The 25,117-nt window shown below is 57.3% G+C and carries 27 protein-coding genes and 4 pseudogenes; 8 read left to right on the forward strand and 23 right to left on the reverse strand.

All coding sequences use genetic code 11. The features are described from left to right. Positions 1-2 precede the first annotated feature (2 nt). A pseudogene (locus B4967_RS20590) lies at positions 3-907 on the forward strand (DMT family transporter). Here the strand turns inward: B4967_RS20590 and B4967_RS01000 are convergent. The 7 genes and pseudogenes from B4967_RS01000 to B4967_RS21155 form a co-directional block, all read right to left on the reverse strand. Then, the gene (locus B4967_RS01000; protein WP_083023064.1) at positions 861-1,703 is read right to left on the reverse strand and encodes an MOSC domain-containing protein; all 843 of its coding nucleotides are present in this window, start codon (positions 1,701-1,703) and stop codon (positions 861-863) included. The pseudogene B4967_RS20590 and the gene B4967_RS01000 overlap by 47 nt on opposite strands. 89 nt (positions 1,704-1,792) lie before the next feature. After that, entirely contained in the window at positions 1,793-2,788 is a 996-nt protein-coding gene (gene gntR / locus B4967_RS01005) for a gluconate operon transcriptional repressor GntR (RefSeq protein WP_083023065.1), read from the reverse strand. Positions 2,789-2,867: 79 nt separating this feature from the next. After that, on the reverse strand, positions 2,868-3,368 hold the full coding sequence (locus B4967_RS01010; RefSeq protein WP_083023115.1) for a gluconokinase: 501 nt from the start codon (positions 3,366-3,368) through the stop codon (positions 2,868-2,870). 57 nt (positions 3,369-3,425) lie between these two features. Beyond that, positions 3,426-4,706 carry a TRAP transporter large permease gene (locus tag B4967_RS01015; protein WP_083023116.1) on the reverse strand — a complete coding sequence of 427 codons (1,281 nt, stop codon included), beginning with the start codon at positions 4,704-4,706 and terminating at the stop codon, positions 3,426-3,428. Positions 4,707-4,711: 5 nt separating this feature from the next. Beyond that, positions 4,712-5,338, reverse strand: coding sequence for a TRAP transporter small permease (locus tag B4967_RS01020; protein WP_083023067.1), 627 nt, complete (start codon positions 5,336-5,338; stop codon positions 4,712-4,714). Between the two features lie 71 nt (positions 5,339-5,409). Then, on the reverse strand, positions 5,410-5,643 hold the full coding sequence (locus B4967_RS19975; RefSeq protein WP_279384624.1) for a type 2 periplasmic-binding domain-containing protein: 234 nt from the start codon (positions 5,641-5,643) through the stop codon (positions 5,410-5,412). Further along, positions 5,591-6,501, reverse strand: a pseudogene (locus B4967_RS21155) (DctP family TRAP transporter solute-binding subunit). The gene B4967_RS19975 and the pseudogene B4967_RS21155 overlap by 53 nt, the downstream one beginning before the upstream one ends. Before the next feature lie 228 nt (positions 6,502-6,729). On the opposite strand from B4967_RS21155, the gene B4967_RS01030 reads away from it, so the two are divergent. The 3 genes from B4967_RS01030 to B4967_RS01040 all read left to right on the forward strand — a co-directional run bounded on the left by B4967_RS01030 (position 6,730) and on the right by B4967_RS01040 (position 8,594). Then, on the forward strand, positions 6,730-7,179 hold the full coding sequence (locus B4967_RS01030) for a MarR family winged helix-turn-helix transcriptional regulator (protein WP_062359330.1): 450 nt from the start codon (positions 6,730-6,732) through the stop codon (positions 7,177-7,179). Positions 7,180-7,479: 300 nt separating this feature from the next. Continuing rightward, positions 7,480-8,340, forward strand: a complete 861-nt coding sequence (gene yghU, locus B4967_RS01035; RefSeq protein ID WP_083023118.1) for a glutathione-dependent disulfide-bond oxidoreductase — start codon at positions 7,480-7,482, stop codon at positions 8,338-8,340. A gap of 23 nt (positions 8,341-8,363) precedes the next feature. Next, a complete protein-coding gene (locus tag B4967_RS01040; protein WP_044627909.1) occupies positions 8,364-8,594 on the forward strand; it encodes a DUF2798 domain-containing protein in 231 nt (76 codons plus the stop codon). Between the two features lie 76 nt (positions 8,595-8,670). Here B4967_RS01040 and B4967_RS18550 read toward each other — a convergent pair whose 3' ends face one another. The 16 genes and pseudogenes from B4967_RS18550 to B4967_RS20600 all read right to left on the reverse strand — a co-directional run bounded on the left by B4967_RS18550 (position 8,671) and on the right by B4967_RS20600 (position 22,867). Next, positions 8,671-8,808: a hypothetical protein gene (locus B4967_RS18550; protein ID WP_243470257.1), complete on the reverse strand. Its 138-nt coding sequence runs from the start codon at positions 8,806-8,808 to the stop codon at positions 8,671-8,673. Positions 8,809-8,828: 20 nt separating this feature from the next. Then, entirely contained in the window at positions 8,829-9,071 is a 243-nt protein-coding gene (locus B4967_RS18555; RefSeq protein WP_243470258.1) for a hypothetical protein, read from the reverse strand. After that, positions 9,046-10,770, reverse strand: coding sequence for a TonB-dependent siderophore receptor (locus tag B4967_RS01045; protein WP_243470259.1), 1,725 nt, complete (start codon positions 10,768-10,770; stop codon positions 9,046-9,048). The genes B4967_RS18555 and B4967_RS01045 overlap by 26 nt, the downstream gene beginning before the upstream one ends. A gap of 210 nt (positions 10,771-10,980) precedes the next feature. Beyond that, positions 10,981-11,298 carry a DUF6693 family protein gene (locus tag B4967_RS01050; protein WP_083023068.1) on the reverse strand — a complete coding sequence of 106 codons (318 nt, stop codon included), beginning with the start codon at positions 11,296-11,298 and terminating at the stop codon, positions 10,981-10,983. A gap of 84 nt (positions 11,299-11,382) precedes the next feature. Then, on the reverse strand, positions 11,383-11,901 hold the full coding sequence (locus B4967_RS01055) for a DUF421 domain-containing protein (protein ID WP_083023070.1): 519 nt from the start codon (positions 11,899-11,901) through the stop codon (positions 11,383-11,385). Positions 11,902-12,008: 107 nt separating this feature from the next. Further along, complete coding sequence (locus B4967_RS01060) at positions 12,009-13,028, reverse strand: lipid A deacylase LpxR family protein (RefSeq protein WP_083023071.1); 1,020 nt, start codon at positions 13,026-13,028, stop codon at positions 12,009-12,011. A 207-nt stretch (positions 13,029-13,235) separates the two neighbouring features. Beyond that, on the reverse strand, positions 13,236-13,775 hold the full coding sequence (locus B4967_RS01065) for a YaeQ family protein (protein WP_044627913.1): 540 nt from the start codon (positions 13,773-13,775) through the stop codon (positions 13,236-13,238). A gap of 86 nt (positions 13,776-13,861) precedes the next feature. Next, positions 13,862-14,560 carry a glutathione S-transferase family protein gene (locus tag B4967_RS01070; RefSeq protein WP_083023073.1) on the reverse strand — a complete coding sequence of 233 codons (699 nt, stop codon included), beginning with the start codon at positions 14,558-14,560 and terminating at the stop codon, positions 13,862-13,864. Between the two features lie 37 nt (positions 14,561-14,597). Next, on the reverse strand, positions 14,598-15,215 hold the full coding sequence (locus B4967_RS01075; protein WP_074210907.1) for a LysE family translocator: 618 nt from the start codon (positions 15,213-15,215) through the stop codon (positions 14,598-14,600). Positions 15,216-15,332: 117 nt separating this feature from the next. Continuing rightward, the gene (locus B4967_RS01080) at positions 15,333-16,106 is read right to left on the reverse strand and encodes an enoyl-CoA hydratase-related protein (protein ID WP_083023075.1); all 774 of its coding nucleotides are present in this window, start codon (positions 16,104-16,106) and stop codon (positions 15,333-15,335) included. Between the two features lie 109 nt (positions 16,107-16,215). Next, positions 16,216-17,112: a 3-hydroxybutyryl-CoA dehydrogenase gene (locus tag B4967_RS01085; protein ID WP_243470265.1), complete on the reverse strand. Its 897-nt coding sequence runs from the start codon at positions 17,110-17,112 to the stop codon at positions 16,216-16,218. Next, positions 17,061-18,707, reverse strand: a pseudogene (locus B4967_RS01090) (acyl-CoA synthetase). The gene B4967_RS01085 and the pseudogene B4967_RS01090 overlap by 52 nt, the downstream one beginning before the upstream one ends. Before the next feature lie 107 nt (positions 18,708-18,814). Then, complete coding sequence (locus tag B4967_RS01095; RefSeq protein ID WP_083023079.1) at positions 18,815-20,608, reverse strand: acyl-CoA dehydrogenase; 1,794 nt, start codon at positions 20,606-20,608, stop codon at positions 18,815-18,817. 114 nt (positions 20,609-20,722) lie between these two features. Further along, entirely contained in the window at positions 20,723-22,093 is a 1,371-nt protein-coding gene (locus B4967_RS01100; RefSeq protein ID WP_083023081.1) for an MFS transporter, read from the reverse strand. A gap of 144 nt (positions 22,094-22,237) precedes the next feature. After that, positions 22,238-22,579, reverse strand: coding sequence for a class I SAM-dependent methyltransferase (locus B4967_RS20595; RefSeq protein ID WP_340638660.1), 342 nt, complete (start codon positions 22,577-22,579; stop codon positions 22,238-22,240). 69 nt (positions 22,580-22,648) lie between these two features. Next, complete coding sequence (locus B4967_RS20600) at positions 22,649-22,867, reverse strand: hypothetical protein (RefSeq protein WP_340638661.1); 219 nt, start codon at positions 22,865-22,867, stop codon at positions 22,649-22,651. 40 nt (positions 22,868-22,907) lie between these two features. On the opposite strand from B4967_RS20600, the gene B4967_RS01110 reads away from it, so the two are divergent. From B4967_RS01110 to B4967_RS01125, 4 genes and pseudogenes are all read left to right on the forward strand, one after another. Beyond that, positions 22,908-23,291: a VOC family protein gene (locus B4967_RS01110; protein ID WP_083023083.1), complete on the forward strand. Its 384-nt coding sequence runs from the start codon at positions 22,908-22,910 to the stop codon at positions 23,289-23,291. A gap of 120 nt (positions 23,292-23,411) precedes the next feature. Next, positions 23,412-23,808: pseudogene (locus tag B4967_RS01115) on the forward strand (DUF4870 family protein). Positions 23,809-23,811: 3 nt separating this feature from the next. After that, positions 23,812-24,744 carry a lysophospholipid acyltransferase family protein gene (locus B4967_RS01120; RefSeq protein WP_083023085.1) on the forward strand — a complete coding sequence of 311 codons (933 nt, stop codon included), beginning with the start codon at positions 23,812-23,814 and terminating at the stop codon, positions 24,742-24,744. A gap of 12 nt (positions 24,745-24,756) precedes the next feature. Further along, a complete protein-coding gene (locus tag B4967_RS01125) occupies positions 24,757-25,107 on the forward strand; it encodes a DUF4870 family protein (protein WP_083023086.1) in 351 nt (116 codons plus the stop codon). The last annotated feature ends 10 nt before the right edge of the window (positions 25,108-25,117 follow it).

The raw sequence follows: 25,117 nt of genomic DNA on the forward strand, positions 1-25,117 counted from the left end.
CCATGTCATCAGCCGATGCGCTGCGTCTTTTATTGCTTTCATCTTTATGGGGACTGTCGTTTATATTCATGCGCGTGGCAGCACCTGAGTTTGGCGCAGTGCCACTGGTGTTAGTGCGTATGGGCATTGGTGCCTTGCTGCTGGTGCCGCTGCTACTGAGCCTGCGCTCCTTGCGTCTGATCTGGCAGCACAAGGGGCCACTGTTGCTGCTGGGTATCGTTAACCATGTGCTGCCCTTCTCGCTCCTAGCGCTGGCAACCACGCGCCTAGAGGCGGGGTTTACGTCACTGTTAATGCCACTACGCCGATTTTCACCGCGCTGTTAGGGGCCGCCTTTTTTGCCACGCCGGTGCAGCGCCAGCAGTACGTGGGGGTAGCGCTAGCGCTGCTTGGCGTGTATGTGCTCTCAGCGAATCGGCTGGACTTCGGCTTAGGCGGCGACGGCTGGTTTATTATTGCCGTGTTAGGCGCCACGTTCTGTTATGGCATTGCGGGCAACTACTCTAAAACACGGCTGAGCCACTTGCCTACACGGGTGTTGGCGGCTGGCAGGAGCGCCATGTCGGCGCTGGTACTACTGATTCCCGGCGTGCTGCTATGGCCAAGCGAGCCTGTTAGCACGCTGGCTTGGGGAAATGCGCTGGCGCTGGCCATGCTCAGCACCACACTGGCGTTTCTGCTCTACTTTGGTTTGCTAGCAAGCGCTGGAGCCACCGCCACCTCGACGGTGACCTTCTTGGTACCCGTTAGCGCGCTGCTGTGGGGCTATTTGCTACTGGATGAAACGCTGAGCCTACAGGTCGTCACGGGCATGGTGATTACCCTGCTGGGAACCGCGATTGCTACTAAGCTGCTGCGATTCAGGCCTCGCGGGGCGTTGCCGACACCACGTCCCCCACACGAATAACGCTGCCATCCCCTGCTGCTAAGGTGGCATTTTGACCAAAATGCGCACCTTTTAAGTGGGGCTGGGTATTCAGCGCCAAGAGCGTTTTTAGTGGCTCGGCCTGGGTGGGAATAGTGCCCGTTCTCTGGCTAACAGTGGTGATTTTGCAGCGTTGGCAAGGTTTCCGCAGAGTTAGCTGGTATCCCTCTGCAGCCAGCGTTGCCCAGCGATCCTCTTCCCAAGCGTCATCACACTCCACCACGATGTTAGGACGAAAACGGTTCATGGGTACCGGCGTATGCCCAGTCTCTACCAGCGCTTGATTTAAGGCATCTAGCGAACCGGTGGTGGTGATCAAAAAGGGGTAGCCATCGGCAAAATAAGTGTGGGCTTCGCCACCTGCCAGAAAGTCCTCTTCCCCCGCACGGGTGAACGTGGTGGCAAAGCGCACTAGGCTGATGCCCTTGGCCTGCTCGCCAAAGGCGCGTCCCAGCCACTCGGACACCACTTCGCTCTCCGGCAGGGCTTTACAGTGATCGCCCCATACCGAGACCAGCCGTAAGTTGCCCTGGGGCTCTTCTAAGGAGATAGAAATACGCGCAACGGCGGGATGAGAAAGCACGAGGGAATCAGGGGTTAGTGCAACCGACACGGTGGCTAGGGCGGGCAATTGGCGCTGGGTGACAAAGCGCTGGTGGGAATCCACCAGCATCCAACGGCGGTCCCAGGCGAGGCCATGGGCATGAATTTCACTTTGGGTCACATCAATCCCCTGGAGGGATTTCACCGGATAAACCGTTAATTGAGTAATTTTCACAGCGGCCTCACGCGTTCTCGGGCATAGCAGGATAAAACGCTAGCCTAACGAGGTTATCGTAAGCAGCCAAACAGTTTTTAGGATGGGCGCTATAGCGTTTTACCCGCTTCGATACGATACCCCAAATCCACCACTTTCTGCTCCAGCGCTTGGCCACGGATCCGTGCCAGCAGGGCCTTTGCGGCGGCTTCACCAATTGCCTTACGGGGTGTGACAACGCTGGCAAGGCGGGGCGTCATTGCCTGACCAACATCGTGGCCGTGGAACCCGGCAATCGCCATCTGTTCCGGCACATGAATGCCCTGGCGCTGGCACTCAAAGTAAGCGCCCACGGCAACGTCATCATTGGTGCAGAAAATGCCGTCTGCTTCGGGGTAGTTACGCTGAATTTCCTGCATCAGTGCGGCGCCTCCGGTATAGGAGGAGCGCTGACTGCTCTGCAGCGTCACCGGGGCCAACCCCTGTGCTTGCATGGCTTGACGATAGCCCAGCTCACGCTGGCGGGTACGTTTATCCAAACGCACAGCCAAGTAGATAACTTGGCGACGACCACGCCGGATCATCTCGCTGACCATATCGTAGGCGGCGCGGACGTTATCGTAGCCCACCGCTTGCTGCAGCGGCGGGCGGGGAGTGTCCATGATCTCGACAATCGGAATGCCGGCGGTTTCCAGCATGCGCAGGCTACGCGGCGTATGGTCACGGTCGGACAGAATCACACCATCAACGTTATACGACAGCAGCGAGGCAAGGCTGCGCTCCTCCAGCTCCTGGCTGTAGCCGTAGTGGGAAAGCATTAGGTGGTAGCCTGCTGGCTCGGTATAGGCTTCGATACCAACTATGACATCAGCAAATACTTGGTTGGTCAGCGAGGGCACCAGCACACCGATTGAGTGGCTGGTAGCGCGGGATAACAGGTCTTGGGCGCGGTTGGGGATGTAGCCAATCTGTTCGGCGATACTAAAGATACGCTCACGAAGCCCTTCAGACACCGTTTCCGGGTCGCGCAAACAGCGGCTGACGGTCATTTTGGTAGCACCAACGCGATCAGCAATATCTTGTAATGTAGGGCGTTTTTTCTTCAATGGCGTTGCTGCCTTGTACGATGGGTGGCACCGGGGCCCTCCCAAAACGAATAGTAGAGCCCGTCGCCTATCCCTCCCTTTAGCCTAATGAGCGGCGCTGTTCGGGTACCAGCGTGGCGCTAAAACGCTCGACGATCACCGCCGGTGTTAGGCTGATGGAGAGCGTCACCGCCTCATCTGCTGCCGGTGGTTCTAGGTCGGCTAGCTGGCTGGCTAACATACTGTCGCCCTTAAAGAAGTGCCCGGCACGAGTTTCTAAGCGCTCGCGCAGCAGCCCATGCGTGCCTTCTAGGTAAAGAATACGCAAGGCGCTATCTCCTTCCCGAAGGCGGTCGCGGTAGCGCCGTTTCAGGCCAGAGCAGGCAATCACCACCGACTCATCCCGCGCCTTATACACGGCAAATAGCCCAGCCAGGGTTGCTAGCCAGTCGCGACGGTCATCGTCGTTCAGCGGTGTACCGCTGGCCATCTTGGCTACGTTGGCTGGCGAGTGGTGGTCATCGCCATCAATAAAGGTGGCTTCCATACTGGCCGCTAGCTGCTGACCAATATGCGACTTCCCCGAACCTGACACCCCCATGACGAGAATGCGATATGAGCCGTTATGATTTGAATCAGTCGTCACACGCGGCTCCTATCAGTTACCGCGCACGGCGGTGAGGTCGGGCAACCAAGTCACGATGCTTGGGAAGGCGATGAGCAGCACCAGCACCACAAGCAGCGCGGCATAATAAGGCAACATGGCCTTGACCAAAGACTCCATGGAGACTTTACCCACGCCACAGCCCACGTAAAGACAGGTGCCCACCGGCGGCGTGAGTAGCCCAATCCCCAGAATGAAGGCCATCAGCACGCCAAAGTAAGCGGCATCCACGCCGACCGATGCGACGATAGGGGCCAGCATGGGTGCCATGATCACCATGGCCGGCGTGAGGTCCATTACAAAGCCCGCCAGCAGCAACAGTGCCGCCACAATCAGCAGCAGAAGGAACGGCTCCTGGGTAATCGCCTGTACCTGACGTACCAACGTTTGCGGAACCATATTGATGGTCAAGAACCACGCAATAACGGTGGCAAAGGCCAACAGCATCATTACCATCCCGGTCAGCCTGGCGGTAAGAATCAGCATACCCATGAGTTCGCTGAGCTTGAACTCGCGGTAAACCAGCAGTGAAATCGCCAGCGAGTAAAGCAGTGCCGCGACCGCCGCTTCTGTGGCGGTGAACACGCCGCCAATAATACCGCCAATGACAATCACCGGTAACACCAGGGCCAGCCAGGCGTCTTTAAAGGCTTTCCACAGCACGTCCCAGCGGAACTGGCGCACGCCGCCGCCCTGCTTATTGGCCAGAATATAGGTGGTGACCATCAGGGCAGCGCCAATCAGTAGCCCAGGCACAATGCCGGAAATGAACAGGCGGCTGATGGAGGTTTCGGTGACGATGCCGTACAGAATCAGCGGAATAGAAGGCGGAATAATAATCCCGATCACCGATGAGACCGTATTGATGGCCGTGGCGTTGGCCGCGGTATAGCCCTGCTGCTTCATGGAAGGAATCATCAGCGAGCCGGTGGCCGCCGTATCGGCAACGGCAGAGCCGCTGATACCGCCGAAAAACATAGACCCGGTAATGGCCACTTGGCCCAGGCCGCCACGCATAAAGCCGACCAGCGCCCCCGCAAGCTCCATCAAACGACGCGCAATGCCGCCGTTACTCATTACTTCCCCAACCAAAATAAAGAACGGAATGGCCAACAGCGGGAAGCTGTTCACCCCACGAATAGACTGCTCAATCATGATCGAGAGCGGAATATCTGAGAGCACCGCCATGACCAGCGCCGCCACTCCCAAACCAAACGCGATGGGCAAGCCGATCACAATCGACACTAATAAAATGGCTAGGAAAATCCACAGCATGGTGATCACTCCCCTTGCGCGTCAGCCGACTGGCCGTGTGGTTGAACAATCACGCGTACGCTCATCCATACCCGCCAAAGCGAGACGGCGGCAATAAAGATGACGCACAGCACTAGGGAAAGACTCACGAGGCTCAAGGGCACGCCCATAATCGCAGAGCGCCCGCTGGAGCGTGACAGCACTTGATAGCCGCCAAATACCATGACCAACATCAGGCCAGTAATAATCAAGTGCTGCAGGCAGTAGAGCATATGCGCTAGACGTAGCGGCAAACGCCGCACCAGTGCGTCCACGGCAATATGCTCATAGCGAGCAAACGCAGCGGCCGCACCAATAAACACCAGCCAAATAAACAGCATGCGCGCCAGCTCATCGACCCAAGGCAGCGAGTGGTTAAATAGCGAACGGCCCACCACATTGCTGGACACCGCCACAATCAGCGCCACTAAAATGGCGCCGATCAAATACTCCATGCCAAGCGTTAACCAGCGAAACAGCGCGGGGCCTTGACGCGTTTCAGTATCAATTTCCAGCAGCTTGCGATTGGGGTCGTCTAAATAGACCGACGGATCTTCAATCGTAGGCGCTCTCAAAGAGGATTCAGCGTTGGGAGGTGTTGAGGAGGATGTCATAAGAACTCCAGGGGCACTGACAAGTCGGGCAGGCACAATGGCCTGCCCGATGGCGCGCTTAATGGTGCGTATTAGTTGCTAGCATCTTCAACGATCTGTTGAATTTCAGCGATCAGATCTTCGCCAATGCGCGGCGCCCACTCTTCATAAACGGGCTGCACGGCGTCTTGGAACGCGGCCAGTTGCTCATCGATCAAGCGAGTGATCTGCATACCGCGGGCTTCTAACTGCTCACGGGACCAGTCGTCATACTCAGCAGAGAGTTGAATTTCGTACTCGGCGGATTGACGCGCGGCTTCCAGCACCAGCTCTTGGTACTCGGGTGGCCATACGGTCCCAGGTACGCTCGGAAAGCATCATGATGAACGGTGTGTAGACGTGGCGGGTTTCGGGGCCGGAATCCTGAACTTCGTTGAAGTTAGAGGTCAGGATGGTGCTCCAGGGGTTTTCCTGGCCATCGACCACGCCCTGCTCTAGGGCAGAGAACAGCTCACCAAACGCCATCGGCGTGGGGTTAGCACCTAATGCTTCCCAAATCGCCAGGGGCACCGGGGTCTTCATGGTACGTACGCTCAAACCGCGAACATCCTGGCCTGCGACATGTTCTGGCGTTTCAACGGGGCGCGCGCTGTTAGAGAGCTGGCGGTAGCCGTTTTCAGAGAAAGTGAGGCCTTTAAGCCAGTGCCTTCAAAGCCATCTAGCATCTCTTGGGCAACGTCGCTCTGCATCACTGCAATGGCGGCTTCACGGCTGGGCAGCAGGAACGGTAGGTCGGACGCCGACAGCGCTTGCACATAGCCTGTGGTTGCGGAGCTAGATGGGTACGTCATATCCAGCGTGCCGGTCTGCAGCATTTCCATCATCTGAACATCGTCGCCCAACTGGCTGTTGGGGAACACGTTGACCGTGATACGGCCTTCGGTACGCTGCTCTAGAATCTCGCCAAAGTATTGGCTAGAGAGAAACTGCGGAGAGGTTTCAGAAAGGCCAATGCCCATGCGAAGCGTATGGCTCCCGTGGTCCGCCACGACATCCCCTTCAATGGCCGGCGGGTCGGAAAGCTCGGGGCTTTGGGCATGCGCCATGCCAAAAGTAAGGGTGGTTGCACCAACTAAGGTAAGCGTGTTGCGCCAAATCGCTGTCATGACGTTATCTCCAAACATTCATTGTTGTTGAGTGCTGAACTGCTAATTGCTAAGCGGTTATGAACGCTGCCGTGCTATCGCGCCTGTTACGTCGGAGTGTTGCCGGTAAAATCCAATAAGCGAAGGCTAGTGACCATTCGGCTGGGTGTCAAAGCAAAACTGCCAACTTACGACCAACGTCTAGGGATAGCCACTCACCGCCTAGCGCGCTACATTACCCGATATGCATCCTGTCCTGGAGTCCACATGCCTGCGTTAGACACTTGCAGCGAACTAGAGCTAGACCATCAGCTCTGCTTCGCCCTCTATTCAACATCGTTGATGATGACAAAAGTTTATAAACCGCTTTTGAAAAAGTTAGGGCTTACTTACCCGCAATACCTAGTCATGCTGGTACTTTGGCAAGAAGATGGCATTACTGCAGGGACGCTCAGTAAGCGCTTACTGACAGACCCTGGCTCGCTGACTCCTCTCCTAAAGCGTTTAGAAGCCGACCAGCTATTGCGCCGCCAGCGTAGCGTGCAAGATGAGCGCGTGGTGGAGCTATTTCTGACCGATAAAGGCCGTTCCCTGCGCGAGCAGGCGCGTCATATTCCCAGTTGTATGGTGAATGCCAGCGAGAAGTCTATGGAGGCCTTAACGCAGTTGAAAGAGGATTTGGTTCAACTGCGCGATAGCCTGCAAAAAGCCAAGTAGTGCGACTCTCGTCCGTGGCACTACAAACTTTCTGATCATCTAGCTTGCGCACAAAATAAAGCCGCACTAAATTAATAGCGAATGCGTAATTAACCTGATGTACCAGTCACTATCCAACCATAACGACTGAGCCCCATAAACAGGAGAGACTCAATGTCGATTGAAACGATTGCTTACCGCGCACATGCTCATGCCACGGGTGGCCGTGAAGGTTACGTCCCCATAAAGTAGGGATAACTCAGTAAGCTAGGCTAGGCGATTGCACTGTTTTTTTCTTACCTGATGAACAGCGAGGCTATGATGACCGATACGACCTATACACCACCGAGCGTATGGAAATGGGAGCCGGGCAACGGCGGTAAGTTTGCAAACATCAATCGTCCGGTAGCGGGCGCCACCCATGATAAAGCGCTGCCGGTAGGCAAACAGCCGCTACAGCTCTACTCCCTCGCCACGCCCAACGGTGTGAAAGTCACGGTAATGCTAGAAGAGCTGCTGGAAAAAGGTATTGAGGCAGCCGAGTACGATGCGCACCTGATTCAAATCGGCGAAGGCGACCAGTTTGGCAGCGGCTTCGTTGAGGCTAACCCTAACTCCAAGATCCCGGTGCTGGTGGATCACAGTATGAACCCGCCCCAACGGGTGTTTGAGTCAGGGGCTATTTTGCTCTATCTCGCCGAGAAATTCGGTGAATTTCTGCCTACAGACCCGGCCAAACGCACCGAGTGCCTCTCTTGGCTGTTCTGGCAAATGGGCAGCGCTCCCATACTGGGCGGCGGCTTTGGTCACTTCTACGCCTACGCGCCAGAGAAGTACCAGTACCCGATTGACCGCTACACCATGGAAGTCAAACGTCAGCTAGACGTACTGGATCGTCACTTGGCCGACAACCGCTTTATGGCAGGCGATGAGTACACCATTGCCGATATAGCGATTCACCCCTGGTACGGCGCGCTGGTGAAAAACCGCGTGTATGAGGCCGCTGAGTTCCTCGAGGCACACACCTATACGAATGTGCTGCGTTGGACCGAAGAGATTGATGCCCGCCCTGCGGTACAGCGGGGCCGCATGGTAAACCGCACCTGGGGCGAACCAAACGAGCCGCTTCACGAGCGCCACGACGCCAGCGACTTCACCGAGAAAACCGAAGATAAGCGTTAATTCGCGTATCAGGAAAACGTACGATGTTCGATCCGAAATACGCCCAGCTGATATTTTCATGCCTGATGGCACTGTTTATGTCATGCATTATGTCGCTGGTGATCACGCTGTATAACGTGGGGCTTGTGGAGGGGATTGTAGTGATTTGGCTCAAGGCGTGGCTGTTTGCCTTTGCCGTCGCGCTGCCGGTGATCAACTTGGTCGCCCCAATCGTGCGGCGTTTGGTGAAGCCACTGGTCAAGCAGCCGCACTAACGCCGCTCACGCATTGAGTCCCATTAACCAAACGGGGCCTGCTCATCGCAGGCCCCGTTTGTTATATCATGATGCGTTAAAACTGATAGCGCACGTTGGCCGTAACGCTGCGACGGTCGCCGTAGCCACAGTCACCGCCGTCATAGCGGCACCAGGAGACATACTCTTCGTCGGTGGCGTTTTTCAGATCCACCGAGAAATCCCACTCGCCCATAGTGTAACCCACCATCGCATCTACAGCGTGCTGGAAGGCACCACCGGCGCGCCGCCAGAGCCAACGTTGTCGCCGACATAACGAACACCCGCCCCAACACGCCAGTTATTTCCCACATACAGGCGGTTCCACCAGGAAGCCTGCTCTTCGGCCACATACGGCAAGCGAATACCGGTGCCGTCGTTAGTGGCGTTTAAGTTGGTATACGCCACTTGGGTTTCAAACTGCTGCCAGCGCTTATTTACCCTGTAGCTCCCAGCCATCGACCACGGCACCCACTTGCTCGACGCCGCCCGGAGTAACGCCATCGCTAATGCGGTTTTGCTGAGTAATATCAAAGTACGCCGCGCTCACGGCCAGGGATTGATCTGGAGATACGTACTTAAAGCCAATCTCCTCCTGGTCGCCGGTGGTGGGCTTCAAGGGGCTTGGGTTGGCCGTACCATCGGTGCCCAGGTTCATGGCGAACGCTTCGGAGTAGCTGACATAGGGTGAGAAGCCGTTATCAAAGCGGTACATCAGCCCCAGCCGGCCGGTGGTCTCACCTTCATCACTGACCGTATCTGGGCCAGATAGCGCCAGCGTGCGGTTCTCTGCCCAGTCACGGCGCAGGCCCGCTGAGACGACCACAGGGCCTACTTCGATATGATCCGCCAGAAACACGCCGACTTGTTCAATCTCATTATCCGGGCGGTCAGTGGGGTTCAGCGAATCCAGCTGAAGATTGCCATACTGAGGGTTATAGACGTTGAACTGCCCGCCACCATTGGCCACCGAACTATAGTTATCCTGAGACCAGCGAGCGTCCTGACGGTCAATACCTGCCACCAGCGTATGTTGGGTATTGCCGAGCGCAAACTCGCCTTCCAGGCGCGCATCCATATTGAGAATGCGCGTTTGAGCATCGGCCATAAAGATGGTCCGATTCACATTGCCGTTAGCATCGGGCACGCTGGGGATATCCACCCAGTGCTCGCGGGTTTCGGTGCTGGAATCGGTATAGCGGGCGGTGGCAGCAAACGCCCAGCTGTCGTTGAGCTGGTGATCAACAAACAGCGTTGTTTCGGTCTTTTCCCGGTCGTAGCGGTCCCAACCCGGCTCGCCAACAAATCGCTCCGAGCCAATAAAGCCCAGTGAACCCGGCGCTAACGTGCCTGCCTGGGGAAGAAACTGCGCCGATACCTGACCTTTGTTTTCCTGGCGGTTCAGTAGCAGCGTAATGTTGGTGGCGTCGCTGGGGCGCCACGTAAACGATGGCGCAAACAGGTAGCCATCATCTTCAACGTGATCGACTTGGGTATCGCTATCGCGGGTTAACGCCACTAAGCGATAAAGAAACTCGCCCTCTTCATCGGCCGCCCCGGTCACGTCCAACGCCAGCTGCTTGCGGTCGTAGGAGCCGTACTGCGCCCAAACCTCACCGCTGCGCTCCTCTTGGGGTAGTTTAGAGACGCCGTTGATGATGCCGCCCAAATCAGCTTGGCCATACAGCATGGAAGATGGCCCGCGTAACACCTCCACACTCTCCAGCGCGTAGACGTTGGTGCGCACGGTGTTGTAGGAGCCATACACTTGGCGCAAACCATCCAAATAGCGGCCTGCATCTAGCCCGCGCACTTTAGCGCTGTCGCCACGAGTGTCGAATCCGAAGTTGCCCGCGTACACGCCGGGGGTATACAGCAGCGCATCTTGAATGTTTTTGGCACCGCTCTCCTGAATAAACTCTTGGTCGATCACTGACATGGAGTAAGGCTGTTCGGCCAGCGGCACATCCAGCTTGCCTACTGAGGGCTCCCGCTCAGCATCGCTGTACCCATAAAGACCGGCCGATTCAGCGGTGACTTCAACCGTATCCAGATTGACGCTGCTCTCTTGTGCATAAACTACCGGCACAGCAGCAGCCGAGGCTAAGGCAACCGCGACGCTCAGCGTGCGCAGGCGAAAGGTAGGTACAGGTTTCATCGTGAAAGATCCCAGAGCGAATATTAATGTTAATGATAGTAGTTTTTATTCGCGAAAATATAGGAGGCTATACAAAGGATGTCAACGGAGGCGAAAGGTGAGTTGAGTCGGACAGGAAGATGCGTTAATGCAAATATTTCTCAAAAAATGACTGCCTGCCGAAGGTCGGCAGGCAGTACAAGGGGCTCTTCGCTTGCGAGGGGGCTGACATTACTGCAGGCGAGAGTTATTCAACGCGTAGTTCCACACCCGGTAAAAGTAGAAAATATAGCCAAGCCCCAGGGTCAGAACTGAGAACACCATCCACAGAATAATATGGCCAACATTGCTGAAGATATTGATATCGCAAACCATTTTCCGCTCTACGCCGGTTGCGTTATCCACCACGCTGGTGCGGTTGATCACGAAGCGAGCGAAGGAGTAAGGAAAGAAAAACAGCGCAATGCCAAAGGTAATAATGGTGAGCAACACCCAGATGAGCAGGTGGCCAATAATATCTAGAATCGAGAGGTCAGCTTTAATGTTCACAGGTCGCCCTTACGCGTTAAGAAAGGGGCGAAGATTACCACTGTGCTCGCTGCCCGTGAACGGCCAGCAGGTGAAGCCTGCGCTTTAAGGGCCGCCCACCCCTGCTAAGCTGGATTCACCTTTTCCTTCCCCGCGCTTTACCACACTTAGCGAACCGTCGGTTTCCAGCACCACCGCCTGAGCAGCCTCTAAACGTAAAAGCCCGCTGCTGCGTACGGCAGAACGCACTTCACCCTGCGTTACCCGCGCCTTCCTTAGCGACGCTTGCAATAACTCCCCGTCATACAGCAGCAGTATCGGTTCCCCCGTGACGAGCCGCTTTACCCAGCTGACACGCACGCTCAGCCACGTAATGATGAACTGCAGGGAAATCAACAGCCCTAGTGCCAGCGCACCCTCTGCCAACGCCACGTCTTTCGATAGCAGTACGGTGGCAAGCGTAGAACCCAAAGCCACGGTCACAATAAGATCAAAGGCGTTCATTTTGGATAGCGTGCGATTACCCGAGATACGTAAAAACACGATCAGCACCGTGTAAGCAAGTAACCACACCACCAGGGAACGGGCCAAACTTTCCCAACCGCTAAAAAAGACCATTTCCATTGGCGCTCACCCCTGAGTGACGAAAGACAGATGCCTTCCACCACCCAAGGTAGCAACCATAGTGCCTGGGTGCGATGCTATCCGCTGGATTTAGGCTTCATCAAAAATTAAAATTGCTTGGTAAGCGTCAACGCACCAAATTTATCCTGTTCATCCTGGCCATCGAACTCGCGGGTGCGCGGCACGGCTGCGAAGGTTACCTGCCACTCTTCCCAAGCCAATGCCAGCCCGGTAGAAACATCAGCCACCCACTCGTTACGGTCTACTGAGTGACTATTTCTAAAGGTGTTGCCATCCAGCGTCAGGTTCTGTGCCATGTAATATCCCTCCACGTTTGCGAACAGGTACCACTGCCAGCCACTGCTGCCATTTAGCTGATGGCGGCTGCCAGGATTAGGCGTTAACGTAGGAATACCCTGGGCATCGTCGCCCCAACGAACGCTGTAACCAGCGCTGGCATAGGTATACAGGTTGCCAAGCGCCATCCCGACACCGGGGCCGTGGGAAAACTGTTTACTTGCCAGAGGCGTGTCATACCACCACTGGCGGCGCATGGTCAGGTTGACGATTGCCTCATCGCCCAATTGGTTTTGCCAACCGCGCGGCCGGTCACTATCGGTAACACGGTGAACCTCCCGCTGAATGCTATCCGCCTGGGAGGAAGGGCCTACCAAGCCAACATCCAAATGCAGGTCGGTGGCCTGCTGCCAACGGCCCATCGGCTTATCTTCATAAAGCGACACACCGCCATACACTAACCCCGCGTAAGGGCGGTCATCCTCAATCAGCTCGCGGCGCTCAATCACATTAGGCGTATAAATTTGATGCACTAGGCGGTAGGAGGCGCGATCAGCTTGACTGATGATACTATCCGGCAACGCAGCCGCTAAACGCTGGGGCCAGCTTTGTGGTTCGGGGGTAAACATCCAATTCAACTCGAAGCCACTGGTAAAGTGGCCATCATCACTGCTGGCAAGTCCATCGTTTGCATGCTTAATGGAAAGCGAACTATCGTCGGCCAACGCAATAGCGGGCAGTAAGCTGAACGGTAATACAAACGGCAGCACGGCTTTGCAAAAGATGGCTTTAGAAGATTCATCTCTGCGATGAAGAGCAGACGGCGTCATGGCTCATTCCTTGAGTTGAGAGCTGGGCAGGTGGCAGCCTATTAGCGGGGGGGGCAACCAACATTGCTGATTGTATGTAAACATGCAAATAGATAGCAAGCTACTTTATGTAATGCATGTCACACGCAATGCCTACCCACCCTGAGGTACTTCCTTGTTATAACGAACTGGCAACCAGTCCGTTATTTAACGCTAGCACATGAATACCTATCGCTCCCGTAATAGCCACTGCGGGGTGATCTCGTGCTGGCCGTTTTCATCAGTGATAAACAGCGAACCGTCACTAATCATGACGGCCCAGTTAATCGCCCTCGGTAGGCCTGCTGCCACGGTGGCCAGCGCCTCTTGCGGCAATCCAGCGACGTGCACATTTTTCAAGGAAGCGACGGCGGGCAGCACTTTGCTTTCCCAAATATCCACGCGGCCATACGCCAGCAGCGAGACCCGCTCAGCGCGGCGCGAACACCAGGTTAAGCGCTCGGCGTCGGGCAAACCGACCTCTATCCAGTGCAGCACTCGGCCATCCAGGCTTTTTTCCCAAAGCGCAGGCTCATCAACATCAGACAGCCCCCGCCCGAATGCCAGCGATTCGCTGTACCAGAGGATATAAGCAATCAGCCGGGAGCACAGACGCTCTTCTGTTTCAGAAGGGTGGCGGGCTACCGTGAACCGCAACGTTTCATAGACGTTGCGGTCCAGGTCGGTCAGGTTAACGTCGACTTTATAAGGGGTCGCACTTAGCGCCATAACATGAATCTCAACATTCTCTAGTGATATGCGCGCCAGTGTAGCGGATTTGTGTGATCACCGCGCAGCCATCCACGCGCTGCGCACTACCCTATCGCGCGTTCGTCACTCAGCAGGGTGGCATGCTTCACTGTTTCTTCTTCATGCATCGGCTCACGCCATGTCTCTTTCAGCGCAGCCTCGTACCACTCCTGCATGGCGGGTAGGGCTAACAGGCGCTGCACATAAGCGAGGGAGGCTTCACTCAGCGGCAGGTTGAAGGTTTGTATCCGAAACGCCACCGGGGAGTAAAACGCATCCACCGCGGTAAAGCGCTCACCTGCCAGAAACGGGCCGCCAAAACCCGCAAGCCCCTCCTGCCACAGCGCATCTAAACGCGCCAAGTTGCCGTTAAGCCCAGGAGAGAGTTCATTCATCGCCACGCGCACGCCACAGTTCATGGAACACTCATCCCGCAACGCGCCAAAGCCGCTATGCATCTCGGCACTGGCGGAGCGCGCCCAGGCCCGCGCCTCACGCGCTTGCGGCCATACGTTCGGGTGTGTTTCCGCTACGTACTCTACAATCGCCAGCGAGTCCCACACGGCAACATTGTGATCGTTATCCACCAGGCACGGCACTAAGCCAGACGGCGAAAAGCGCTTAAACGTGGTGTGACTTTCCCCGAACCCACCTTCAAAAGGCATTAAATGCTCGTTAAAGGGGATCTCCAGCGCTTTGAGCAGCACCCAAGGGCGAAGTGACCAGGAAGAGTAGTTCTTGTTAGCGATATACAGATCAAACATGCCGCGCTCCTTACGGTGAACATCACAGTGACTGGCCCTACCGTGCTGCCTGGACCAACGTATTACTTCCGAGCCCCATTAATACGCCTCCGCCAATCCGTTGAATCAACCGGGAAGAGCCATGAGACGTTTGCAGCCATGCGCGAAGCGGGCTGGCCAATAGCACCACCACCACATCCGCTGACGAGAACAGCACGTTGGTGGCAATGCCTAACCAAAGCAATTGCCATGCGACCGGCATGGCAATATCGGGCTGCACAAATTGCGGCAGAAACGCCACGAAGAAAAGCGCCGTTTTAGGGTTAAGCACTTCCACCAGAAAGCTATCGCGCAGTACCCGCTTGGTTGAAGCGAGCGGGAGTTCGTCACTGCTCGTGCGAATGCCTTGTTGCCATAAACGCACGCCCATCCAGAGCAAATAGAGTCCACCGATGATTTTCATCGCGAGATAGGCAGGTGGAATGGCCGCAAACAGCAGCGCTAACCCCAGTGCGGCGGCGATAACATGCACATAGCAACCAAGATGCACCCCAGCCACCGCCAACCAGCCCGCCCGTCGGCCACGTCCCAGCGTTTGTGCTGCGGTGTATAACATCGCAGGCCCGGGTAAATAGGCAAACCCCAGCGCGGCAAGAAGAAAGGCGGCCCACTGCATCGCGGTCACTCCGGCATAGTAAGAAATAGTAAGCCTGAGAATAAAATAAGGGGTGACGCGTGCGCCACCCCTCAAATAAGTAAAACTCGAAAAAAGAGAGCTTAGAAAAAAGAGAGCTTAGAAATTGGGTTTGCGCTTCTCGACAAAGGCGCTCATGCCCTCTTTCTGCTCCTGGCCTGCAAAGCAGAAGGCGAACAGGCTGGTTTCCAGCGCCAGGGCGCTATCGAGGTCCTGATCCATGCCGTCATGCACGGCCTGCTTGGCGCCGCGTACCGACTGCGGCCCGTTACCCTTCAGCTGCTTGGTAAGCTCTTCAACATAGCTTTCAAGCTCGGCCTGGGGCATTACCCGGTTGACCAGGCCAATGCGCAGCGCTTCCTGAGCATCGATCTTGCGCCCGGTCGTCACCAGGTCGATGGCCATGGCGGGACCGACTCGGCGCGGCAAACGCTGGGTGCCGCGAAAGCCGGGAATGACGCCTAGCAGGACTTCCGGCTGGCCGAAGATGGCGTTGTCGCTGGCGACGGCCCAGTCGCAGGCCAGCGCCAGTTCGCAGCCGCCGCCAAGGCAAAACCCGGACACCAGCGCGACCACCGGCACGGGCAGTGTTTCCAGGCGCTTGATGGTACGCAGTGCCTGGCTGGCAAATGCGCGGGCCTCTTCGGGGGTTTTATCACGCATTTCAGTGATGTCTGCCCCGGCCACAAAGGATTTTTCCCCAGCGCCGGTAATCAATACCGCCCGCAGGTTGGGGTGCGCTTCAAGCTCGACTAAATGCGCTTCCAAAGCGCTGAGCACGTCGCTATTCAGCGCGTTCAGGGCTTTGGGGCGATTAATGGTCAGGCGCACTACACCGTCGTTATCAACCTTCTCGATCACTGCGTCGCTCATGATGGCTCCTTGATTGTTATTGCGCTTGTAAGTGATGACCACTCAACCCTAGCGAACGCTTGGTTGGGTGGCAATCACTTCTTTTGTCGCGCTTCAATCCGGTAGTTGGCTACTCGTAGATATAGAACCCACGGCCGCTCTTACGGCCCAGATAGCCTGCGGCCACCATGCGCTTGAGCAGCGGGCAGGGGCGGTACTTGGGATCGCCAAAACCTTCCTGGAGCACATCCATGATCGCCAAGCACACGTCCAGGCCAATCAAATCCGCCAGCGCCAGCGGCCCCATGGGGTGGGCGGCACCCAGTTTCATGGCGTCATCGATGGCTTCCGGCGTGGCGGTGCCTTCCTGCACGATAAACGCGGCCTCGTTGATCATCGGCACCAGCAAACGGTTCACGGCAAAGCCCGGCGCATCGCCCACCGGCACTGCGGTTTTGCCCAGCGCCTTGGTCAGCGCTTCGATGCGCTCTACGGTGGCATCCGAAGTTTGCTCGGCGCGGATCACCTCGACCAACTTGAGTACCGGCACCGGGTTGAAGAAGTGCATGCCTACCACCCGCTCAGGGCGCTCGCAGACCGCCGCCAGACGAGTCAGTGATAGAGACGACGTGTTCGACGCCAAAATAGCGTCGCTACTTAAATGGCTAAGATCCCGAAACAGCTTCTCTTTCAATGCGGGCTGCTCCGGGGCAGCTTCGATGATCACGCTGCAGTCGCTGAGCGCATCTAGCGCCGTGGTGGTAGAGAGTCGAGCCAGTGCTTCTTGCTTGCCCTCTTCGCTCATCTTCTCTTTGGCAACAAGCTTCTCGAGCCCTTTATCGATGGCATTTTTGGCGCGGGTGAGCTGCTCGTCGGCGACATCGTACAGCCGAACGTTAAAGCCACTGGCAGCCACCACTTGGGCAATGCCCTGCCCCATGGTGCCTGCGCCTACCACGCCAATCCGTTGTTCGCTCATTGCTGCTCCCCTGACTGGTGCTGTTTGGCTTCTTCGCGCAGCACGAATTTTTGAATTTTGCGCGTCGATGTTTTGGGCAGCTCGCTAAAAATCACCGTCTTAGGCACTTTAAAGCTCGCGAGATGCTCACGGCAGTGGGCGATAATATCCGCCTCGGTGACCTCGCCGTAGCCAATTTTTAACTTAACAAACGCACAGGGCGTTTCGGCCCCACTTTTCGTCCGGCTTCGCGACGACCGCCGCCTCTTCAACCGCCGGATGGCTGTAAATGGCATCTTCCACTTCGATGGTGGAGATATTTTCACCGCCGGAGATGATGATATCTTTCGAGCGGTCTTTAATCTCGATATAGCCGTCGGCGTGCCATACCGCCAAGTCGCCCGTGTGGTACCAGCCGCCCTTCAGCGCTTTTTCCGTCGCCTCGGCGTTTTTGAGATATCCCTTCATCACGTTGTTGCCGCGCATCAGGATTTCGCCGATGGTTTGGCCATCCTTGGCAACGGGTTCCAGCGTGACTGGATCGGCGACGCAGAGCGCTTCCAGCATGTGGTAGCGCACCCCTTGGCGGGCCTTGATTTTGGCACGGGCCTCCAGTGGCAGCTCGTTCCACGCCTCGCGCCAAGCACAGACCGTGACCGGGCCGTACACCTCGGTAAGCCCGTAAACGTGGGTCACTTCGATGCCCAGCTTTTCCACCCCTGCAATCACCGAGGCGGGCGGCGCGGCACCGGCGGTGGTCCTTTTACCGGATGATCAAACACCCGCTTTTGATCGGCTGGCAGGTTCACCAACCCATTGAGCACAATCGGCGCGCCGCTAAAGTGGGTGACGCCCTCTTCGGCAATAAGGTCGGTGATGCGTTTGGGATCGACTTTGCGCAGGCACACGCTAACGCCCGCATTGGCGGCAATGGTCCAGGGGAAGCACCAGCCGTTGCAGTGGAACATCGGCAGCGTCCACAGATACACCGGATGGTGGGGCATGGCCCACTCGAGAATATTACTCACCGCGTTCAGGTAAGCACCGCGATGGTGATACACCACGCCCTTGGGCTTGCCGGTGGTGCCGGAGGTGTAGTTCAGCGAAATCGCCTGCCACTCGTCGTCGGGCAGCCGATAGGCGTAATCAGCGTCGCCCTCGGCCAGCAGCGCTTCGTACTCCAGCTCGCCAATGCCTTGGGTGTCGCCCAAAAACTCTGGGTCGGCTACATCGATGATCAGCGGCTTGCTTTCCAACTTGGCAACCGCCGCTTGAATCACCTCGGCAAACTCAGGATCCACCAGAATCACCTTGGCTTCACCGTGGGCCAGCATATAGCTAGTGGCGTCGGCATCGAGGCGAATATTGAGCGTATTCAGCACGCAGCCCGCCAGCGGCACGCCGAAGTGGGCCTCGAACATCGCGGGAATATTGGGCAGCATGGCGGCCACCGTTTGCCCGGGTTGAATGCCGCGCTTTTCCAGCGCTGAGGCTAGCTGGCGGCAGCGTGTCCAGGTCTCTGCCCAGGTGCGGCGCGTTGCGCCATGCACGACCGCGGGGTAATCCGGATAAATAGCCGCCGAGCGCTCAATAAACGTGAGCGGTGAGAGCGCCACATGGTTGGCAGCGGTCGGCGGTAAGTCTTGTTCAAAGATGGAGGTCATGATCGGTTCCTGCACTCTCGGTTTTATTATTGACGATTTTATTATGAGCGACGCTCGCGAATAGGCGATGCCTAATGAACACCGCCGCCCTTAAGGCGGCGGGGACGTTAGTAGGCGGCGCTATCAAACTGGCCAAAACAGTGCCCACCAGCCTCAATCACGGCATGCTGGGCGCGGCCAACCGGCAGCCATTGGTGAATGGCAAACTCGGCGCTGCACAGTTTGGCGCGGTAAAACGGCTCATCGCTGCCGTCTTTTAACGCCTGTTGGGCATGCAGCGCCGCGATGCCCATTTGCCAAGCGCACAGTACGTGCCCGGCAAGGTTCAACAGCGGCGTGGCGTACGCCTGTACGGCATCGGGGCCGTGTTCAGGGTCGCTGCCCTGCTCCAGTACCAAGGCCATGGCGGCGGGGAGGTCGTCAGCGCCCGCCGCGAGCGCACTGCCCATGCTGGCCAGCGACGCTTCACCCCGCAGCGCTTCGGCCGTTTTATGCACATCATCGATCAGCGCAGAGAGTGCCGCACCCCCGTCTCGCTGCAGTTTTCGGCCGGCCAAGTCCAGCGCTTGAATGCCGTTGGTGCCTTCATAGATAGGCGCAATGCGCGCATCCCGCAATAGCTGGGCCGCTCCGGTCTCTTCCACGTAGCCCATGCCGCCGTGCACCTGCACGCCCATAGAGGCAATATCCACCGCTTGGTCGGTCGAGAAGCTCTTCACAATCGGGATCAATACATCGGCGCAGGCCTGAGCGGCTTGGCGTTCGGCGTCGCTCTCTGCACGGCGAGCGATATCTAACTGCCCGGCACAGTAGAGCGCCAGGGCACGCAGCGCATCGGTACGGGCACGCATAGAGAGCAGCATCCGGCGCACGTCAAAGTGGTCGCTGATCGTGCATTCGCTGCCGCCCCGCTGTTTGGGGGAGCGGCCCTGGGTACGGTCGTGGGCGTAGGCAAAGGCGTGTTGGCAGGCGCGTTCGGCCACGCCAATTCCTTGTATGCCCACTTTATGGCGCGCCTCGTTCATCATGGTAAACATGTGGTTCAGGCCGCGGCCTTCCTCGCCTACGAGGTAGCCCACGGCACCGCCGTTTTCCCCAAAGCTCAGCGTACAGGTGGGCGAGCCGTGAATGCCGAGCTTATGCTCGATGGAGGCGCAGGTGACGTCATTTCGCTCGCCGAGCGTGCCGTCGTCGTTCACCAGAAATTTGGGAACCAGGAACAGTGAAATGCCCTTATTACCTTCCGGGGCATCGGGCTTACGGGCAAGGACGAGGTGAATGATGTTCTCGGCGGCGTCGTGTTCGCCCCAGGTGATGTAGATCTTTTGGCCGCTAATGCGGTAGCGCTCGCCTTCAGGAACGGCTTTGGTGCGCACTTTGGAGAGGTCCGACCCCGCTTGGGGTTCGGTGAGGTTCATGGTGCCAGTCCAGGAGCCTTCGACCAGTTTAGGTAGGTAGGTCGCTTTTAAGGCATCGCTGCCGTGATGGGCCAGCGCCTCAATGGCACCGGCGGTGAGCATCGGGCATAGCCCTAACGCCATGTTCGCGCCGTGGAGCATTTCCTGTACCGCGCTGGCCACCACTTCGGGTAGGTTCTGCCCGCCCAGCTCTTCAGACACGCCAATACCGTTCCAGCCGCCTTCAACATAGGCGTGATAGGCGGCGGCAAAGCCTTCAGGAGTGGTGACGCTGCCATCAGTATGGCGCTTAGCCCCCTGGCGGTCGCCCGTGCTGTTGAGCGGGCCCCAGACATCGCCCGCCAGTTTCGCAGCCTCTTCCAGCACAGCCTCGACGAGATCAGGCGTCGCCTCTTCAAACCCCGGCAACGCCAAGGAGCGGTGCGCTAACATCTCTTCGAGCACAAAGCGCAGATCGCGGACCGGCGCGGCGTAGTAATTCATGGCAAAACCTCAGGCAAATGCGGTGAAATAGTAAAAACACTATCGCCGATAGTAGTTTCCCTACTTCTTCCACACCATTAGCCCAAGGTCTCACCTGTTAACCGTCTTAGCGGCTTAATTGCGCACCTCAGTTTCCACATCGTCGTAGTAGGTAATGTGGCTTTCATCTTCCTGGGGCGGCCCCACCACCGGCTCGGCCACGTCTACCTCAGGCACTACGTCCGAAAGGCCTTCCAGGTGCTCGTGTTCAAGCGCCCCTTGTACCAGCTCCTCTGTCACCACCAGTTCGGCACCGGCGGCGGTCATCGGGGTTGTGGGTGTAAAGGGTGCCACCGGCACCGGTGCCGGACGCACGCTACGCCGCCAGCCGAAGAACAGTACGAAGAACAGGCTTAGCGCACCAAACGCCCAGAACAGGCCCGCATCGCCCATGGCGGTCATCACCGGCGAGATCATCAGCGGGCTGATGGTGGCACCAATCGAGTTAATCAACAGAAGGCCCTGGCTCATGCGCACCAAGGCACCAGCAGGCGCGCGGTCGGCGGCATGGCTAACGGCCACCGGGTAAAGCCCGAACACGCCTCCTCCCAGTAAAAAGAGCAGCACGGCGAGCAGCGGCGTGGAGAGCGGCAACCACAGCATGGCCGCTGAAATCACTACGCAGAAGGCGCTGATACCAATCAGCACCATTTGGCGATCATGGCGATCCGACCAGCGGCCAATGGGGTACTGCAGCAACATCGCGCCAAGGACGAGCACGGCCATCATCTGGCCTACCTCGTTTACGCTCATACCAATGCGCTGTAGATAAAGCGGCAGCAGCGTATAAGCAGCGGCCACCACCATGCCAGAACCTAGACTGCCCATCACGCCGGTGGGTGTCATGGTAATCAAGCGGAGAGGCGGTAGCGGTTCGGCGTGTTCGATCAGCGGCGACACGCGGGGAATCATCGCCATCGGCAGTACCGAGAGCGACGCCAACAGGCCAATTACCATAAAGGGCGCGGTGTCGCCCATGGCGCTGGTGACACCGAGCATGAGCTGCCCCAACACACCGGCGGCATAAAGAGAGATCATATAAAGCGCCAGCAGACGGCCGCGCACTTTCTGGTCGCCCGCTGTGAGCAGCCAGCTTTCAATGACCAGATAAACACCCACCGTGGCCCAGCCGCCAATCAACCGCAGCGCAAACCATGCCCAGGGTTCAAAGAAAAGGCCTTGCAGCAGTACCGTCACTGCGACCAGCGAGGCAAAGCTGCCGTAAGCGCGGATATGGCCGATGCGCAGCAGCAGGCGGTCATTGACCATGGCACCCAGGGCTAGGCCGATGAAATAGGCTGACGAGACTATCCCGATCACCGTCGCCGATTCACCTGCTGCGTCTAAGCGCACGGTAATCAGCGTGGCGAGAAAGCCATTGCCAATCCCAAGAATAAACAGCCCTAGTAGGGGCGCTAGCGCCATGGCCAGCAGTTGCCGCGACATGCGTACCTCACCTGCTCAATGGATGAATCGTTGCCGTTAACACGCCATCACATCAAACAGGCAAGAAAACGGGCGCGCAATTATTGCTTCCATAGGCGCAAAGTCAATGCTTTTTCGCCCTTATGGCAAGCAGATTAGTGTTTTCTAAAAATTACCACGTCGTTGCCAGTAAATTCGACTGTTTAAACCCTGTTCAGCCGCCCACCAACGGAAGGTCGCTTCACTAAAAAAGCAGACGTGGGTTGGGTCGTTAATATAGTGCCAGCGGGCGAAGGCTTCTTGGCTAGTGACCCGCTTGGTCATCAGCCCAAGATAGCCTCCGGGTAGCAGTTGCGCGACCCGCTGGTTCAGCACCTCGCCCGGTGCCGCCAAGTGCTCCACTACTTCGGTGGCGGTAATGAAATCATACTGGCGGTTCAGGTGCGCATCATGGGGCGCGTAAAAGATGTCATACACATCTATATCAAAGCCCGCTTCCTCAAACATCACCGAGAGCGTTGGCCCAGGGCCGCAGCCAAAATCCAGCCCTCTTTGCGCCAGGAGCTAGCTTTGCTGCTAACGGATTAAATAAACGCCCCAAAAAGCGCCGATATCCCGTATCCTGCGGCGAGTTTGGTGCTGGTCGTACTCGGCTTTTTCAGCGGCAGCGGTTAAATGCTGCTCGCTAGGCACAAACACTAGCGCACACGTGGCACACTGGTAGTAATCACGGCGACGGTCTTGGTGGTACAGCGCAGGCTCCTGCGCGTGGCATAGCGGACAGCGTCGCATCATCGTATTCTCTGGTTTTTACGTTTGTATTAAGGAAAGAGGCATGCTCTCAGGTCTGGATCATCTTGTGGTTACCGTGACCGATATGGGTCGCGCAGTGGATTTTTACTCTCGCGTACTGGGCCTGGATGTGCGTTATCGGGACGCACAGGGCGTTGACTTGATGCTGGGTGACACGGCCCTGCGCTTGCACCAAACCGACACCGATATCGCGCCGATCTCAGCCACGCCGACACCGGGCAGCCTGGACTTATGCTTGCGCTGCCAGCTGCCGTTGGATGAATTCAAGCAGCACCTGGATGCCTTAGCCATTGAGGTAGAGCTTGGCCCCGTGGCCCGCCAGGGTGCCAGCGGCCCGATTGAGTCGCTTTACCTGCGCGACCCCGATGGCAACCTACTGGAAATCTGCCGCCCGGCAGCGCGTTAAGCGCTCAACCCTAGGCGTGGGTGGCCTGCGGGTGATAAGTCACACCGCCCACGCTATCATAGCGCGCAGAAAAGGTGTCCGCTGGATGCTCGAATTGAACTGAATAGAGAAGGTACGCCCATGCGCGATGACGCCCAATTGGAAGGCGAAGTGGTCAACCACCACGCTTCGTCGGAAGAGACCTCCCCCGCCCCAGACACTACCATGGCCATGGTGATTTAACGCTCTCTACCTAGCAAGCTTTGTGTTGGGTTTTACGTCACTGATCGGCGTGATTATTGCTTATGTCTACCGCGGCAAAGGTCCAGTATGGCTAGATGAGCACTACCGCTATCAGATCCGCACCTTCTGGATTGGTCTGCTCTACGGCAGTAATGCTATGCTGCTTACCCTGATTCTTGTTGGCTTCCCCATGCTGTTGGCGCTGGTCGTGTGGTTTATTGTGCGCTGCGTAAAGGGCTTTAAAGGGCTGCAGGAGAAGCGCGCGCCCTCCAATGTCGATAGCTGGCTGCTGTAACCCATGACCGAACAGGCAACTCCCCCAGCATCGCGCTTTCAAGCCCGTGCCATTTCTACACTGTGGCGCACGCTTTCTCGCTGGCCAGTGCGCGGGCTGTGGCACATCGCGGCCTTCGTTGGGCCCCAGGTCTATCGCTTTAGCAAGCGCGAGCGCCAGGTGACAGAGATCAACCTGGAAGTGGTGTATCCCAATACACCTGCCAACCAGCGCAAATCCCTGGCCAAACAAAGCCTTCAGCACTCCACCGCGACGATGTTAGAACTCGGCCACGCCTGGATGGCCCCGCCCGAGAAGGTAGAAACCAGCGTTTTAGCGGTACATGGCCGCGACAAGCTGGATAACGCTCGGGCTGAAGGGCGCGGCGTGATCGTGCTGGCCCCCCATTTTGGCAACTGGGAAGTGCTGAACTTTTGGCTCTCCAGCCACTTTCCGTTTACCGCCATGTACGAACCGCCCAAAATCGCTGACTTAGAGCCGATTATCCGCCATGGCCGCGAGCGCATGGGCGCGAAGCTAGTACCCACTAACTCACGGGGCGTAGCGGCACTGCTCAAAGCGCTGAAGCGTAGCGAGGCCATTGGTATTTTGCCGGACCAAGAGCCGGACTGGGGTAGCGGCGTGTTTGCGCCGTTCTATGGCCGCGATGCCTATACCGCGACGCTGTTACCCAAACTGGTGGCGCGCACACAGGCACGGGTGGTCACCGGTGTGGCCCTTCGTATTCCTGGCAAAGGCTTCGAGATCCACTTCCTAGATGCTGACGAGCGGGTGTATAGCGCTGATGATACAGAGTCAGCTACCGGCGTGAATGCCAGCGTTGAAGCCTCCATTGCCCTGGACCCGGCGCAGTATCAGTGGGAGTACAAACGCTACCGCAAAGTGGTGGAAGAGCAGCAAGGGCTGCCTAACGCCAACGATTTCCGTCTCTATTAAGTGAGGATGGGCATGACTGAGCAGTACCTCTCCAAACAGGATACGCGTCCCACGCAAATTATTTATGCCCTCTATTTAGCAGGGCTAGTCACGGCTAATGTCACGCTATTGATCGGTGTGATTATCGCCTATGTCTATCGCAAAGAAGCAGCGCCTTGGCTACAGGCCCACTACCGCTACCTCATCCGCACGTTCTGGATCGGCAGCCTCTACTTTATCGTCACGTTTACCCTGAGCCTGATCTTTATCGGTACGCTGCTCTGGCCGCTGCTGGTGGTATGGCTAGGCGTGCGCTGCATTATCGGTTGGGTGGCGGTGCGTAAAGGCCAGCCACCGGCACGGCCCGGTAGCTGGCTCTGGTAAGTGCGCTCAA

This window comes from Vreelandella lionensis (genome assembly GCF_002087295.1).
GTDB classification, from domain to species: domain Bacteria; phylum Pseudomonadota; class Gammaproteobacteria; order Pseudomonadales; family Halomonadaceae; genus Vreelandella; species Vreelandella lionensis.

Excerpts from the sequence above, each read along its gene's own strand:
- B4967_RS18555 (WP_243470258.1), bottom strand. The coding sequence starts at position 9,071 with ATGGCTGGGAGCTACAGGGTAAATAAGCGCTGGCAGCAGTTTGAAACC.
- B4967_RS01065 (WP_044627913.1), bottom strand. The coding sequence starts at position 13,775 with ATGGCGCTAAGTGCGACCCCTTATAAAGTCGACGTTAACCTGACCGAC.
- yghU (WP_083023118.1), top strand. The coding sequence starts at position 7,480 with ATGACCGATACGACCTATACACCACCGAGCGTATGGAAATGGGAGCCG.
- B4967_RS20600 (WP_340638661.1), bottom strand. The coding sequence starts at position 22,867 with ATGATGCGACGCTGTCCGCTATGCCACGCGCAGGAGCCTGCGCTGTAC.
- B4967_RS01030 (WP_062359330.1), top strand. The coding sequence starts at position 6,730 with ATGCCTGCGTTAGACACTTGCAGCGAACTAGAGCTAGACCATCAGCTC.
- B4967_RS01010 (WP_083023115.1), bottom strand. The coding sequence starts at position 3,368 with ATGGGGGTGTCAGGTTCGGGGAAGTCGCATATTGGTCAGCAGCTAGCG.
- B4967_RS01055 (WP_083023070.1), bottom strand. The coding sequence starts at position 11,901 with ATGGAAATGGTCTTTTTTAGCGGTTGGGAAAGTTTGGCCCGTTCCCTG.
- B4967_RS01060 (WP_083023071.1), bottom strand. The coding sequence starts at position 13,028 with ATGACGCCGTCTGCTCTTCATCGCAGAGATGAATCTTCTAAAGCCATC.
- B4967_RS01080 (WP_083023075.1), bottom strand. The coding sequence starts at position 16,106 with ATGAGCGACGCAGTGATCGAGAAGGTTGATAACGACGGTGTAGTGCGC.
- B4967_RS20595 (WP_340638660.1), bottom strand. The coding sequence starts at position 22,579 with ATGTTTGAGGAAGCGGGCTTTGATATAGATGTGTATGACATCTTTTAC.
- B4967_RS18550 (WP_243470257.1), bottom strand. The coding sequence starts at position 8,808 with ATGGGCGAGTGGGATTTCTCGGTGGATCTGAAAAACGCCACCGACGAA.
- B4967_RS01095 (WP_083023079.1), bottom strand. The coding sequence starts at position 20,608 with ATGAATTACTACGCCGCGCCGGTCCGCGATCTGCGCTTTGTGCTCGAA.
- B4967_RS01125 (WP_083023086.1), top strand. The coding sequence starts at position 24,757 with ATGACTGAGCAGTACCTCTCCAAACAGGATACGCGTCCCACGCAAATT.
- B4967_RS01110 (WP_083023083.1), top strand. The coding sequence starts at position 22,908 with ATGCTCTCAGGTCTGGATCATCTTGTGGTTACCGTGACCGATATGGGT.
- B4967_RS01040 (WP_044627909.1), top strand. The coding sequence starts at position 8,364 with ATGTTCGATCCGAAATACGCCCAGCTGATATTTTCATGCCTGATGGCA.
- B4967_RS01100 (WP_083023081.1), bottom strand. The coding sequence starts at position 22,093 with ATGTCGCGGCAACTGCTGGCCATGGCGCTAGCGCCCCTACTAGGGCTG.
- B4967_RS01045 (WP_243470259.1), bottom strand. The coding sequence starts at position 10,770 with ATGAAACCTGTACCTACCTTTCGCCTGCGCACGCTGAGCGTCGCGGTT.
- B4967_RS01070 (WP_083023073.1), bottom strand. The coding sequence starts at position 14,560 with ATGTTTGATCTGTATATCGCTAACAAGAACTACTCTTCCTGGTCACTT.
- B4967_RS01075 (WP_074210907.1), bottom strand. The coding sequence starts at position 15,215 with ATGCAGTGGGCCGCCTTTCTTCTTGCCGCGCTGGGGTTTGCCTATTTA.
- B4967_RS01120 (WP_083023085.1), top strand. The coding sequence starts at position 23,812 with ATGACCGAACAGGCAACTCCCCCAGCATCGCGCTTTCAAGCCCGTGCC.
- B4967_RS01020 (WP_083023067.1), bottom strand. The coding sequence starts at position 5,338 with ATGACATCCTCCTCAACACCTCCCAACGCTGAATCCTCTTTGAGAGCG.
- B4967_RS01015 (WP_083023116.1), bottom strand. The coding sequence starts at position 4,706 with ATGCTGTGGATTTTCCTAGCCATTTTATTAGTGTCGATTGTGATCGGC.